At 48.0% G+C, this 14,236-nt stretch carries 10 protein-coding genes; 7 read left to right on the forward strand and 3 right to left on the reverse strand.

The genetic code is table 11. The features are described from left to right. Window position 1: 1 nt before the first annotated feature. Both HUG15_RS08720 and HUG15_RS08725 read right to left on the reverse strand, forming a co-directional pair. The gene (locus tag HUG15_RS08720) at window positions 2-1,174 is read right to left on the reverse strand and encodes an amidohydrolase (protein ID WP_200128270.1); all 1,173 of its coding nucleotides are present in this window, start codon (window positions 1,172-1,174) and stop codon (window positions 2-4) included. 48 nt (window positions 1,175-1,222) lie between these two features. After that, window positions 1,223-1,942, reverse strand: a complete 720-nt coding sequence (locus HUG15_RS08725) for a cytochrome c biogenesis CcdA family protein (RefSeq protein WP_200128271.1) — start codon at window positions 1,940-1,942, stop codon at window positions 1,223-1,225. Between the two features lie 207 nt (window positions 1,943-2,149). Here HUG15_RS08725 and HUG15_RS08730 point away from each other — a divergent pair, with 207 nt between their 5' ends. From HUG15_RS08730 to HUG15_RS08740, 3 genes are all read left to right on the forward strand, one after another. Next, window positions 2,150-2,896 carry a LiaF domain-containing protein gene (locus HUG15_RS08730; protein ID WP_200128272.1) on the forward strand — a complete coding sequence of 249 codons (747 nt, stop codon included), beginning with the start codon at window positions 2,150-2,152 and terminating at the stop codon, window positions 2,894-2,896. 109 nt (window positions 2,897-3,005) lie between these two features. Continuing rightward, entirely contained in the window at window positions 3,006-5,168 is a 2,163-nt protein-coding gene (locus HUG15_RS08735) for a transglycosylase domain-containing protein (protein WP_200128273.1), read from the forward strand. Between the two features lie 592 nt (window positions 5,169-5,760). After that, entirely contained in the window at window positions 5,761-6,609 is an 849-nt protein-coding gene (locus tag HUG15_RS08740; RefSeq protein ID WP_200128274.1) for an MBL fold metallo-hydrolase, read from the forward strand. Between the two features lie 187 nt (window positions 6,610-6,796). Here HUG15_RS08740 and HUG15_RS08745 read toward each other — a convergent pair whose 3' ends face one another. After that, window positions 6,797-8,479: a methyl-accepting chemotaxis protein gene (locus tag HUG15_RS08745; protein WP_200128275.1), complete on the reverse strand. Its 1,683-nt coding sequence runs from the start codon at window positions 8,477-8,479 to the stop codon at window positions 6,797-6,799. Between the two features lie 197 nt (window positions 8,480-8,676). Here HUG15_RS08745 and hemE point away from each other — a divergent pair, with 197 nt between their 5' ends. The 4 genes from hemE (at window position 8,677) to ltrA (ending at window position 14,137) form a co-directional block, all read left to right on the forward strand. Next, complete coding sequence (hemE, locus tag HUG15_RS08750) at window positions 8,677-9,717, forward strand: uroporphyrinogen decarboxylase (RefSeq protein ID WP_200128904.1); 1,041 nt, start codon at window positions 8,677-8,679, stop codon at window positions 9,715-9,717. Window positions 9,718-9,732: 15 nt separating this feature from the next. Then, complete coding sequence (gene hemH, locus HUG15_RS08755) at window positions 9,733-10,665, forward strand: ferrochelatase (RefSeq protein ID WP_200128276.1); 933 nt, start codon at window positions 9,733-9,735, stop codon at window positions 10,663-10,665. After that, on the forward strand, window positions 10,662-12,077 hold the full coding sequence (gene hemG / locus HUG15_RS08760; RefSeq protein WP_200128277.1) for a protoporphyrinogen oxidase: 1,416 nt from the start codon (window positions 10,662-10,664) through the stop codon (window positions 12,075-12,077). Before hemH ends, hemG begins: the two co-directional genes overlap by 4 nt. Window positions 12,078-12,835: 758 nt before the next feature. Further along, entirely contained in the window at window positions 12,836-14,137 is a 1,302-nt protein-coding gene (gene ltrA / locus HUG15_RS08765) for a group II intron reverse transcriptase/maturase (RefSeq protein WP_200123648.1), read from the forward strand. Window positions 14,138-14,236: the final 99 nt, after the last annotated feature.

The raw sequence follows: 14,236 nt of genomic DNA on the forward strand, positions 1-14,236 counted from the left end.
TCTATTCGTCGTAGGCAAGCACTGCTTTGCCAAGCGTTTTGGCAGCGATAAGCATGGCCCGTTCATCAAAGTCAAATTTGGGATGATGATGGGGATAATTTTCCTCGCGATCCGGAAAGGCAGCGCCAGTGAAGAAAAATGTCCCTTTCTTTTCTTTAAGATACGCGCTGAAGTCTTCGCCTGCCATAATAGGATCTCGCGTTTCCACGCGCTCCACGCCCGGAATGGTTGCCGTTATGGAAGCAAGGTAATCGTTCGCCCCTTGATCGTTCACGACAGGCGCATAGCCACGCTCGTATTGTAAACTCGCTTTTGCCCCCATTGTTTTAGCGGTACCGGTGACGATCGTTTCCAGTTCTTGTTCAATTTGCGTTCGCACGTCTTCCTTGAACGTTCGAACTGTTCCCACGAGGGAAGCAGAGCCTGCAATCACGTTATAAGGGTTCTCGGCAACAAAACTTCCGATGGAAACGACTGCGGATTCAAGGGGATCGACACGCCGGGAAACCAACGTTTGAATGCTGTTTACCATTTGCGATCCAATGACAATGGCGTCTTTGCTCGTGTGGGGAGCAGCACCGTGTCCGCTCACCCCTTCGATATCAATGTAAAAATGGTCGGCCGCAGCCATAAACGGACCGCTGCGTTGCTGGATTGTCCATAGCGGATCGACGGCCCACAGGTGTGTGCCGAATATCACATCGACGCCCTCGAGGCACCCGTCCGCGATCATTGGTTCGGCGCCTCCGGGGGCGTGTTCTTCGGCATGTTGATGAATGAAAACAATCGTGCCTTTCAAGTTATCCGCTTGTTTGGCTAATGCCTTCGCCAGTACGAGAAGGGTGGCGGTATGCCCGTCATGCCCACATCCGTGCATGGCTCCATCGATTTTGGATTTATAAGCAACGTCTTTTTCGTCCTGGATGGGAAGTGCATCGAAATCGGCGCGCAAAGCGATGGTAGACCCCGGTTTTCCACCTTTCAGAGTCGCGACAACACCACGGCCGCCGACGCCTGTTTTGACCGCTAGCCCCAATTTTTGGTGATAACGGGCGATATAAGCCGGTGTTTCTACTTCTTCGAAGGAAATTTCAGGGTATTGATGCAAATGCCTCCGTATATCTACCATCTCCTGATAATGGTCCGTTAACGTTTGATACAGTTGCTCCTCCATTGTATCACTCTCCCATCATGCGTAACTCTGTATCCCAATTGTAGCATATCATAGCCAACCGGGAGAGATTCTCGCGAGGTAGCTGGAAATAACTTGGAAATACCCGGAAAACATCAAAATACCGAACAAAATCATGATTAAGCCGCCGATTTGCTGAACTCTCGGCAAAAAGCGATTGAGACGACTGAGCTTATTGAGCGAGCGGGCATAGAGCATTGACACGGCCAAGAATGGAACACCGAGTCCCATTGAATAAACGAAGAGCATACCTGTTCCGGCAAGCATGGAACCTTCCGTGCTTGCAAGCGCCAAAATAGAACCGAGGACGATACCGATGCAAGGGGTCCACCCGGCTGCGAACACTAGCCCAAAGCCGACAGAGCCAAAAAAACTTTTTGCTTTTTTCGGTGATTTGTTGCCGAACCGTTTTTCGGTCATAAGCGAACGAAGCGAAATAATGCCTGACATTTGCAAACCGAATAAGACAATGATAATGCCGCCGATTTGTTCAAGGGCGCCGCTGTACATCCGGAACCATTCACCGATAAGCGTGGCCGAAGCTCCCATCAATAAAAAAATAGCGGTAAAGCCCGCGATAAATCCCAGGCTTCTCGATAAAATAATCTGTCGATCCGCATTAACAGTCCCGTCAGAAATGTCTGTTCCGGTAAGTTGTGCCAAAAAAGCCGGGACGAGCGGGAATATGCACGGAGAGAAAAATGAGACCATACCGGCAAGAAGCGCAATCCCGAGCGAAATATCATCCATAATGAAACCTCCAAAAAAAGCCCGATGTATACTGGCGATCAAAACGGGGTTCTTCTATCCATCATATCAATTGTTTGTCCAAAAGATGCAAGCGAATAAGCATTGTAGTAAAATTGTCATAAGGGGAAAATGCAGTTGTTGATATGTTCATTTTACAATGAATGCTGAAGAAATGAAAAGTTCGGGACATGAGAGGGGAGAAGCTACATGGAACGAAGCCGTATTTCCATGCTGCTCATGCTCGTAGTGGCGGGCGGTCTTATTTTTAATTTTTTTATGGCTGGAATAAGTCCATTTGGTTTTATTCTGCCTTTTATATTTGCGCTGATTGCCTTATTCTGTGTGTTGAATATGCATAAGAGCGGCACCTATTTTTTCATGTCGTTATCAGCGGGTCTTATAATAGGGTATTGGACGACTATTGGTAACTGGATATTTCTCGTAGCCATACCTGTCTTATTTTTGGTCATTGCAATGCTTAAAAGGCCCGGGAAAGTGATCGATTTAGATAAAGATTTGGGCGGAAGCGGTCAAGTGCAGACATCCGAATCGCAACAAACGCAGCTCGTCGTTCCGAAAAGCAAATGGGTGGTGCTCGGTGATTATAAACTGAAGAAACAGGCATTCTCGATGCAAAATGAGGTAGAATTGAACGTCATTCTCGGCAACGCATCCATCGATATGACCCGTGCAATGATCGAAGCGGACGCCATGGATTTTTCCGTTATGGACATTCTTGGCGAAACGAAAATAAAATTGCCGGAAGAATGGTCGGCAACAATTGAAATCGTTTCAATGATGAGCAGTGTGAAAGTGCTCGGGGCTAAGGAGGAAGGGATGTTTGATCGCTCGACGCTCCAATTTGGCGATCCGAACCAATCATTCGGTCATTTGAACATCAAAGTGACGACTGTGTTGGGCGATGTAAAGATCTCGCAGAAAAAACAGAAATAGACCATCTTTGTCGGAAAATCACTACGGATTTTAAACGTTTTTCCATTAGCTTACATGTTTTTGTGGAAACTTTTGTATTATAATGGGGAGAGTCGAATGGAGGATAATGATGAAACGGTTTAATAAAAGCATCTATATTACGATCGTTGTTATTCTTTCCACGCTTGTTATTGCGGTAGGCAGCTACGCGTTGGCGCTGATTGCTGGCAGTATATTAGTGGATGAAGACAAGCTCGACTTCCCCGAGACGACATCTTTGGTCGATGATAACGGCGAGGAGTTAGGCCGCTTATTTACCGAAGACCGTGAAAAAATATCTATTAATGAAGTGCCTGAACATGTCCGGGAAGCGTTTCTTGCTGTCGAAGACCATCGCTTTTACGAACATCAAGGCATTGATTTTTGGGCGATTGGGCGTGCACTTTATCGAGATATACTTGCCGGAGCAAAAGTAGAAGGGGGCAGCACGCTTACCCAACAACTGGCAAAGAATGTTTTTCTGGATCAAGATCAAACGTGGATGCGCAAAACAAAAGAAGTGTTGATCAGCATGAATCTGGAAAGAAAATATAGCAAGGAAGCGATCCTTGAAATGTATTTAAATCAAATTTATTACGGCCACGGAACGCATGGACTTTCGCGTGCGGCTGAAACATATTTTGACAAACCGGTAAGCGACTTGAATGTGGCAGAAGGAGCAATGCTTGCTGCGATTCCTAAAGCGCCGTACCACTATTCCCCGGCCTCTGATGTGGAAGAAGCGGAGGTGCGCCGCAATACCGTCCTCGCGTTGATGGAGCAACATGGATTTATTGATGAAAACGAGCAACAAGTTGCAGAGGGAGAGCCGATTTCTCCGGATTTACATGACAAACCGGAAATGGACGAATCCCTTTATTCCTATGTTGATATGGTTATCGAGGAAGGGCGTGACCGCTTCGATCTCAGCGAAAACGAATTGATCACCGGCGGGTATACCATTCAACTTCCGATTGATGCCGAAATGCAAAAAGCTTCCCATGAAGTGATCCAAGATCAAGATCATTTCCCGGGTGACGATGAAAATGTCCAAGCTTCCTTTGCTTTGCTCGACAATTCAACCGGTGCAGTGCAAGCGATTCACGGCGGCAGGGACTATGTGCGGAAAGGATTAAATCGAGCCCTCGTCCCACGGCAACCCGGGTCTGCATTCAAACCGATTTCCGTCTTCGCACCTGCGCTTAATTCAGGCGATTACAAACCATATTCGATGTTGCAGGACGAAGAGATCGTCTATGAAGATTATGATGATTACGCGCCGCAAAATATAACCGGTGAATACAGCGGGTCAATGACGATGAGGGACGCCATTGTGCAGTCGGCGAATGCACCTGCCGTCTGGTTGCTTGATCAGATGGGGGTTGAGGAAGGAAAAGAATGGGCGGAACAAGCGGTGCACCCATTTGATGATGAGGGTTTATCCGTTGCATTGGGAGGGCTTTCCGAAGGCGTATCCCCGTTGGACATGGCAGAAGCATATACAACCTTTTCCAACAATGGCGTGAAAACCGAGCCTTATTTTATCTCAAAAATTGACGATAACGACGGCAGAGAAGTATTTGTTCATGATACCCAAAACGAGCGATTGCTGAGCGAACAAGATGCTTGGTATATGACACGGATGTTGGAAGATGTCGTCAGTGAAGGTACCGCCCAGAGTGGGGAAACGGACCATGCACTGGCGGGGAAAACAGGAACAACCGGATTTGCGGAAATCGAAGGGGCTAATCGCGATGCCTGGTTCGTCGGCTATACGCCTGAGTATACAGGCGCTCTTTGGATGGGACATGATGAAACGACGGAAGAGCACTATTTAGAAGGCGGAAGTTCCTATCCGACGGCGATGTTCAAGTCGATTTTGAATCACGAGACCGTGGATCAAGAAGCGGTTGCATTCAGAAAACCCGATGGCGTTGAAGATTTGGAACCTCCGGTCCAGTTGGCGTCCGTTGATGACCTTACGGCAGGGTTGACTTTGCAGGGAGAAGGGTTCCTGAATGTTGAATTGCAGTGGACGGAAGCCGAAGACGAGCGACTCGTGTATAACATTTATGAAGTGGACGATGGAGAGCAAAATAAAGTCGGTGAAGTGGAAGGAGAAGGCTCGTACACCGTGAGCGGTGCAAACATGTTCTCGTTGAACGAATATATGGTTGTTCCATATAATCCTCAGACCGGCCAAGAAGGTGAACCATCGAATGTCGCGGACGTTCACCTTGCTTCGTGGTTCTAATGAGGGAGCGGCGCGGAGTCCTCAGAGGATCGGTCTGCAGACTGGAAAAGAGGAAATCGATCGGCGTCACTGTAAACCGGTGGCGCCGTTTTCTGTTCGGATCTAGTGTACCGCTCGACCGTATGATGCAGACGTGGGGGGTCATGGCGCCTGTATTGGTGGGCTGCTGTTCGTTTCGGTCGTTATGGGCGGTTCATGAAGCCCGAACACGCGCCGGAACTCCATTTTCGGTCGCCATGAAGGGTTCATGGAGCCTGAACACGCGCCGGAACTCCATTTTCAGTCGCCATGAAGGGTTCATGAAGCCCGAACACGCGCCGGAAGCCCATTTTCGGTCGCCATGGAGGGTTCATGAAGCCCGAACACGCGCCGGAACCCATTTTCAGTCACCATGCTCGTGTCATGGCGACCGTATTGGCGAATCGGAGCCCGTTCCGGTGCTCATGACCGCTTTTTATACGACTGTCCCGAAGAGTCACAACCCATATCGGCTCTGACGGGACTTTTTTTCTACATAAAATCAAATAAGGCAAGAAATAATAACGGATGTTATTGAAAAGCCGGTTGGAACACAATCGAGGGAGGAAGCGTTATGAACGAACAGGAACAAGTAAATTATGGACCCTCCGGCGTTAAGCTCCCGATGACGTCGAAAAACGATGGACTTTTGGAACAAGTGACTACGGATGTGCACTGCCTTACGATAAAAATCGTAAACGTCTGTTTCATTGGAGATGTAACTAGCAACTGGGTGTTGGTGGATACGGGTATGCCGAATTGCAAAGAGGATTTGATTACCGCTTTGCACAATGAATTCGGTCAATTTAAACCTCCTCAGGCGATTATTCTCACGCATGGGCATTTCGATCATGTCGGTGCAGCCGCTGACCTAGTGGATGAATGGAAGGTGCCGGTTTATGCGCATGCCAAGGAGTTGCCTTTTTTAACAGGGGAAAAAGATTATCCCGAGCCCGATACGAGTGTCGAAGGGGGGTTCGTTGCCAAATCATCGAAAGCTTTTCCGAATGAAGCGATTCAGTTGGGAAGCGCCGTGCAACCGCTCCCCGAACAAGGGAGAGTGCCTTATTTGAGTGAATGGCAATGGGAGCATACCCCCGGTCATGCGCCGGGTCAAATCGCGCTTTTTCGGGAAAGAGACCGTCTGCTTGTCTCGGGAGACGCTGTTATCACGGTCAAGCAAGACGAATTGAACAAAGTGTATAATCAGACACAGGAACTTCAAGGACCGCCGAGATATCTTACAACTGACTGGGATGCGGCGAAAAAATCGGCAGAAAAGCTATATAATCTTAATCCGGAGATAATTGTTCCCGGTCACGGTGTTCCCATGTTCGGTCAAGCGTTGCACTCTCAATTCGAGTCGCTGATCCAAGATTTTGATCAAGTAGCCGTCCCTGATAAAGGGAAATATCTTCATTAAGTATTTTCATATACAGACTCCCCGTCGACCTAAGCAAGAAAAAAGGTCCACACCCGGCGTGAGTGAGGATAAACATAGAACGTATCTCGATTAATTGGCGCCACCCGGCGAGTGTGGCGCCAATTATTAGGCCCATCCTCATTAATTGGCGCCACAACTACCCTAGCGGGCAAAAACGTTCCCATTTTCAAATATGGAACCGGGAGATTTGCCCGTCCAATTCATTAGCCACTGCTGCGAGCTCTTGGGATGCCTGGTTGATGAATTCCATTGTTGCCACCTGTTCTTCAATGGCAGCGGAAATCGCAGCGCTGTTATCCGTGGCATGGGTGGACGTTTTTTGGACTTTCTCGGTATGGCTAACGATCGATTGGCTTTTTTCAGTCACTTGTTTGACGAGCGTATCAATGGTGCCGGCCTTTTGGACAACGGCGGTAAAAGAGGTAAGAATGGCTTGATAGGCATTGTACATTTCCTCGATCGTTTTTTCTCCGGCGGCAATAAGTGAAGTGCTTTGCCGTGATTGTTCCACGGACTTCTCAACGTTCTCGGTCATCATTTCGATCGTCCGGGAGATGTCCTGGGTCGCTTCTTCACTTTCGGTCGCCAGTTTACGCACTTCATTCGCGACGACAGCGAACCCTTTTCCTGCTTCTCCGGCACGTGCCGCTTCTATGTTTGCATTCAGTGCAAGCAAGTTTGTTTGTCCGGAAATATCTTTAATAAGGGTGATGACATCTTCAATATCTTGGGAAGCCTCACCGAGGGACTCTATGGCATGAGCATTCGCTTCATTTTGAATACGAATGTTTTGCATACTCTCCAACGCTTCTTTTAACCTTTTTAAGCCGTCGGCAGCCTGATCGTTTGAGCGATTACTTTCAGTAACAATTTCCTGTACGGCAGTATACACACGAGAAAGTTCCTGTTCCATCGATTGAAACGTCTCCCTTGAATCACGGATGGATTGATCAAGGCCGACTTGCATCTCGGTGATTTCTTGAACGGAACCGGCTACTTCTTGTGAGCCGGCGTTTACTTCTTCTGCTGAAGCGACCAACTCTTCACTCGATGCAGCCACCGTTTGTGAGGCTGATGATACGCCCTTTACCATATTCCCGAGGTTCTCGGTCATTGCATTTATCTCACCCGATAGGGAAGCCAGTTCATCACGCCCTTCAACAGGGAGTGGTTCAACATTCAATTGCCCTGCACTCACCTGTTTTGTTCTTCTCGCGATGCGCTGAATCCTTTTTTGCATACGGCCCGCGAAAATAACGAAGATCGTTACACCAATGATTACCGCAGCCCCGGCGGCAACGATGCTTGATATTACAGCATGGAACATCATTTCTTGCGCAGCCTCATTGGCTTCCTCCAGATTATCCGTAAAATAGGACTGCAGCTTCTCGGAGCGTTCATTGATGTTGGATGTCAAAAACTCCAAGTCGCCCATAGTCGTTTCATCGGGTGACATCTGGAGATCAATAAAATGGGAGACACGGGAATCAAACAACTCGTTTTGAATATTTAGTTGATGCAGCTCTTCACTACTGTATTCCGTGTTAGCCCCTTTCTCCAAATTTTCCATGTGCTCGTCCATTCTTGCATTTAACGTTTCGTAGTAGTCAAAATCGGCGTCATCTTGGAACTGTAGATCAGAGATAAATATGTATTTTTCCTGAAAGGTGTGAGAAGCATCTTTCGCATCGATAACATAAGAACGCCATTCATCCATTTCTTCCACTCGGTCATTAATCGCTGTTATTTGGAAAAAAATAAAAACAAAACCACTTACAAAACACAATGTTGTGGCAAGTAAAATAGACAATAGTTTCGTTCGAATGCGGGCAGGTTGATAAAATTTCACTATTTTCCCTCCAAATGAGTAAAGGTTCTACGATTTTATGAACTTTAGCCTGGGATGAACGGTCATACAAGACATCTGCAGTTGTTTATGATAAAAAAGGTGTAGATGTGTTATCTTATGCAACAACGGATGCTTTGGACGAACTCATAAATAATATCGGCATATTGGGTGCAATTATGAAGAGAGAAGATGAAAGGATGTTCGCGGTGGCTACAATTAACGATTCATTCATTCGGGCAGCAAAAGGGGAGGGAGGTCGCGTAAAACCTGTATGGTATATGAGACAGGCAGGTCGCTCGCAACCGGAATACCGGGCGTTAAAAGAGAAATATTCGCTTTTTGAAATTACCCATGATCCCGAGCTATGCGCGTACGTCACGAGGTTGCCTGTTGAACAATACGGAAACGATGCTGCGATTCTTTATAAAGACATCATGACGCCAATTCCGGCACTTGGGGTTGATGTAGAGATTAAAGCAGGCGTCGGTCCCGTGATTGAACAACCGGTCCGTACGATGGACGATGTAGAACGGTTGCATCAGCTGGAGCCTGAAGCGCATGTGGATTATGTGCTTGAAACCATCCGTTTATTACGGACACAATTGCAAGTTCCGTTAATTACATTCGCAGGCGCTCCGTTTACGTTGGCCAGTTATATGGTCGAGGGGGGGCCTTCGAAAAATTACGAGCAAACAAAAACCATGATGTATGGAAATCCAAAGACATGGACATTGCTGATGGATAAACTGGCAGATATGACGATTACTTATACGAAAGCCCAAATAGCGGCGGGCGCACAAGCGATTCAAATTTTTGATTCCTGGGTTGGCGCATTGAGTGCTCCCGACTATCGTTTTTTTGTTAAGCCGGCGATGGAAAAAATATTTACTGCTCTCCGCCCGGAAGGCGTACCTCTTATTATGTTCGGGGTAGGCGCGAGGCACTTATTGGCCGAATGGGATGAGCTCCCGCTTGATGTCATCGGGCTTGACTGGCGAACGTCGGTGACGGAAGCCCGTGATCTGGGAATTACGAAAGCATTGCAAGGAAACCTTGATCCGGCTATTTTACACGCACCTTGGGAAGTGATTGAAAAGCGGGCGAAGCAAATTCTCGACGAAACGAAAGATGACCCGGCCTTTATCTTTAACCTTGGTCACGGGGTTACTCCGAGTGTTCAACCGGAAACCCTGAAACGATTAACATCTTTTATACACGAATATTCAGCAGGACAGTAGGGAGGACGAAAAAAGATGGCAAAGAAAAAAGTTGGATTATTAGTGATGGCGTATGGAACACCAAGAAGCCTTGATGAAGTAGAAGCATACTATACGGACATTCGTCACGGCCGGCCTCCCACTCAAGAAGCGCTAGACGATCTCATCGATCGATACAAGGCAATTGGCGGCATTTCACCCCTCGCGCGCATTACGGATGAACAAATGCAAGCATTGGAGGAAGCGCTAAACGAACAATCAGCCGACAAAACGTTCAAAGCTTATCTCGGTCTCAAACATATCGACCCTTTTATTGAGGATGCGGTGACCCAAATGAAAGAAGACGGCATCGAAGAAGCGGTTTCGATCGTTTTGGCTCCCCATTACTCAACGTTCAGTGTTAAATCCTATAACGGGCGTGCACTCGAGAAGGCCGAAGAGATCGGCGGTCCGACGATCCATTCCGTTGACAGCTGGTATAAGGAGCCGAAGTTTTTACAGTTTTGGAGTGAGCAACTGAAACAGGTGTATCAGCGTGTCAATCGGGAAAACGCCGTCGTCATTTTTTCGGCACACAGCTTACCGGAAAAAATTCTCACCGACAATGATCCTTACGTCGATCAACTGAAAGAAACGTCGCGTTTAATTGCAGAGGCTGCAGGCGTGAAAAATTATGAAATTGGTTGGCAGAGCGAAGGGAATACCGCCGACAAGTGGCTCGGGCCCGACGTTCAGGATTTAACGCGCACGCTTTATGAGAAGCACGGCTATGACACGTTTATTTATTGTCCCGTGGGATTTGTGGCTGATCATTTGGAAGTGCTGTATGATAACGACATCGAGTGTAAAATCGTTACCGATGACCTCGGTGTAAACTACGAACGCCCCCCGATGCCGAATACGGATCCTATGTTTATCGGAGGCTTAAAGGACGCCATCATTAAACGCTTAGAGCTGGATGAAGCATGAAAATCGCGATCATCGGCGGAGGGATCACAGGGCTTTCCGCTTTGCACGAAATAGAAAAACAACGGGCAGAAAGCGGAAGGCAAGTAGAAGTAAACCTTTATGAAAAGGGGGCTGCGCTCGGCGGTAAAATCAGCACGTTGCACCGTGATGGATTTACGATTGAGCGTGGTCCCGATTCTTTTATCACTCGTAAACCGGAAATGCTCTCCCTTGTCGAAGAATTGGGCTTAAGTGACCGGCTCGTTAAAAATCATACCGGACAAGCATACATCGCGAGTAACGGAGAATTTCATCCCATTCCCGAAGGATCTGTCATGGGCATCCCTACGAGGGCCGTCCCTTTCCTCCGTTCCCCATTACTGACAAAAAAGGGGAAAATGCGTGCAGCTGCTGATTTATGGTTGCCCGCAAAAAAAGAAAAGGATACAGATGAATCGCTCGGTCTTTTTTTTCGGAGACGATTCGGAGATGAGTTGGTCGACCGTTTGTTGGAGCCTTTGCTATCCGGATTGTACGCGGGTGAACTTAATGAGTTGAGTTTGGAAGCGACGTTCCCCCAATTTCGGCAGATGGGGGTCAAACACCGAAGTCTTATTCAAGCCTCCCGTTCCATGGCGAAGAAGCGACAGCAGTCGACAGGAACCGGTCAAAAAACCGGACTATTCCGCACCGTGAAGGGCGGGTTATCTGTCATTGTCGATGAGATGGAGAAAGCAGCGTCTAAAGGAACGATTCACAGAGAAAAACAATTACAGGAAATCATTCCGGGGGAAGAAAAAGGTTACACCCTCTATTTTGCGGACGGCACAAAAACAGAAGCAGATGAGGTAATCCTCACTGTCCCGCATCAAGCGGTAGCCGACGTATTGCCGTCGCTATCCGTGGGTGCAGAGATGAAATCCTTGCCCGGTGCATCAGTTGCCACCGTAGCGATTGCTTTCCCTGCTTTGTCCCTTCGGGAGCCGGTGAATGGAACCGGATTTCTCATTCCTAAAGGCGAAGGGGACAACGGCGTTCTAAAAGCGGTGACGCTTGTGCATCATAAATGGCCGCATTTAGTTCCAGATGGAAATGTCCTTCTGCGTTGCTTCGTCGGGCGCCCGGGGAACGACGCGATCGTTCGTGATCCGGATGAAACCGTCATTGCGCAAACATTAAACGAGCTGCGAAAATTTCTGGACATACAGGGGGAGCCGTTATTTGCAGATGTTACCCGCTGGAAAAGTGCCATGCCTAAATATACGGTCGGTCACCAATCGAGGGTCGACACTTGGGAATCAGCGCTTGCTGATGAATACCCGGGTGTGCACATAGCCGGAACGTTTTACCGAGGGGTCGGATTGCCGGATTGTGTGCGCCAAGGCCGGGATGTCGCCAGTCACGTATTATCCCATTCGACCTCTAGTTTCTAATTTCTGTTGCCCGGACTTCCCATGCGCTTGTCGGAGAAGACGAGTGCTTTTTTCGCGAGTGGCAGCAGATACCGCTATAGGGTGCAAGACCCGAATGCAGCCGAACAGCCGGTAAGCATTAGCTAACAGATAGTGCGATGACCGTGAGGTATCGTGCGGAGGATCTGAAGGCAAATCCCTGAACAGAGCTGAATCCCATGTTGGCACGAGAGCGGGATGACTGTGCAAGAAAACAGGAAGTCCGAATAGCTGGCAGCTCGAAGTGTTATGAGGGCTGGATTAGGGAGAAAGCGTATGATGTGACCCATTGAGGTCTCCCTGCTTCCTCATAGAGGTATTGATATCGCAAGGTTATGCCAAGGGTATCAAGATGAGAGGGAGAAGTCAGAGATCGCCATAGTAGTGAAGAAGCTCATGCCTAAGACTTTCTGGTAACAGGAACGAGGACAGCACATGAGTGAAACTGCACACCGTTGTAGTTGGAAACCTATGCTCAAAAGGCAGGGATTTCGTGCGAAGGGCGTGACCCATGAAGATCAATGCGAGTAGACTTTCGGATGTCTGTGGAAGTGGACAGAAACCGGACAAATGGCCAAGGGGGCTGATGCCGGGGTCGAACAGAAGGGTACACCGTCCACCGCCTTATGGTAAAGAAGCAAGGACTGCTGAAAAGCTACTAGCCTTGCGGATGTGTCATAACAAAGGGGAAACAGAAACAGCGAGGGAACCGAAAGCAATGACGTAAGGAGCGTAGACCGATGAAAGGACGCGTGTGGTACAGCTTGTACGACAAAGTGTTCGCTAAGGCTAATCTACGAGACGCTTTCGTTCAAGTAAAGAAGAACGGAGGAGCTCCCGGCGTAGACAAGGTGACAATTGGCGACTATGAGGCAGAACTGGAGGACAATCTAGAAGTGCTCCAGCAAAAGCTGAAAGACAAACGTTATCGCCCCAAACCTGTCCGCCGAAAGATGATTACGAAAGAGGATGGAAAGAAGAAGCGTCCGCTCGGTATCCCCACGGTGGAAGATCGAGTGGTCCAAGCGGCGATCCGAAACATCCTTGAACCGATCTTTGAAGAAGATTTCCTTCCGTGCAGTTATGGATTTCGCCCGACTATCAGTGCCCACATGGCGCTGGACCAAGTGAGTGAATATCTTCGACAGGGATACGCGTATGTGATCGATGCGGACTTGCAAAGCTACTTTGACACGATTCCGCATGACCGATTGGAAGCTCAAATCCGTAAACGGGTGACAGATGGTTCTGTGATTCAACTCATCCAGCAAATCTTGAGGGCAGGTGTCATGGAAGGGGATTTGTATGAAGACACGCCTTTGGGTGCTCCGCAAGGCGGCGTCTTGAGTCCATTAATTTCCAATATTTACCTTAACCAATTGGATGAGCTGATGAAGGAACGCGGGCATCGTATTGTTCGGTTTGCGGATGATTTCGTCATTTTGTGCCGAAGCCAAAAAGGAGCGGAACGAGTGATGAGAAGCGTTACCCGCTACCTTGAGAATGACTTGGGTCTGGCGTTGCATCCGACGAAAACGAAGGTCGTTGATGTCAAGCAAGAACCGTTTACATTTCTTGGTTTTGAGTTCTACAAGCATATTCGAAGAATTGACCCAAAGAAGGAAGCGAAGTTTAAGAAGAAAGTCAAGGAAATCACAAGACGGAATCAAACCGTTGATCTTGAAACACTCATTCACAACCGATTGAACCCCTATCTTCGGGGATGGGCGAATTACTTTGGACATGGGCATGTGAAAGGGAAATTTCGAAAATGGGATGCGTGGGTTCGCCGTCGATTGCGCATGATACAGCTACGGAGTTGGCGCTATGTCAAAAACCTCCATCGTGTATTAAGAAACAAGGGATGGAAGGAAGATGAACTGAGAGGGATTCGCATGTTCGCTTGGCGAAGTTCCAAGAGTCCGATGGTTCATGTCGCTCTCGATAATGATTACTTCCAGCGATTAAACCTTGTTAGCTTAACATCTGTCTATCAGAAACTTATCTCTAAACGGGATAAATGGGAGGAGCCACATGCGTAGACCCGCACGTGTGGATCTGTGAGGGGCGTAGTCAGTAATGACTACGCCTACTCAGTCTTGCCCTTTATGATTAACTGTGTTAAAGGATTAAAGTATAAA

This window comes from Salicibibacter cibarius, from assembly GCF_016495725.1.
In the GTDB taxonomy this organism is placed as follows: Bacteria; Bacillota; Bacilli; order Bacillales; family Marinococcaceae; genus Salicibibacter; species Salicibibacter cibarius.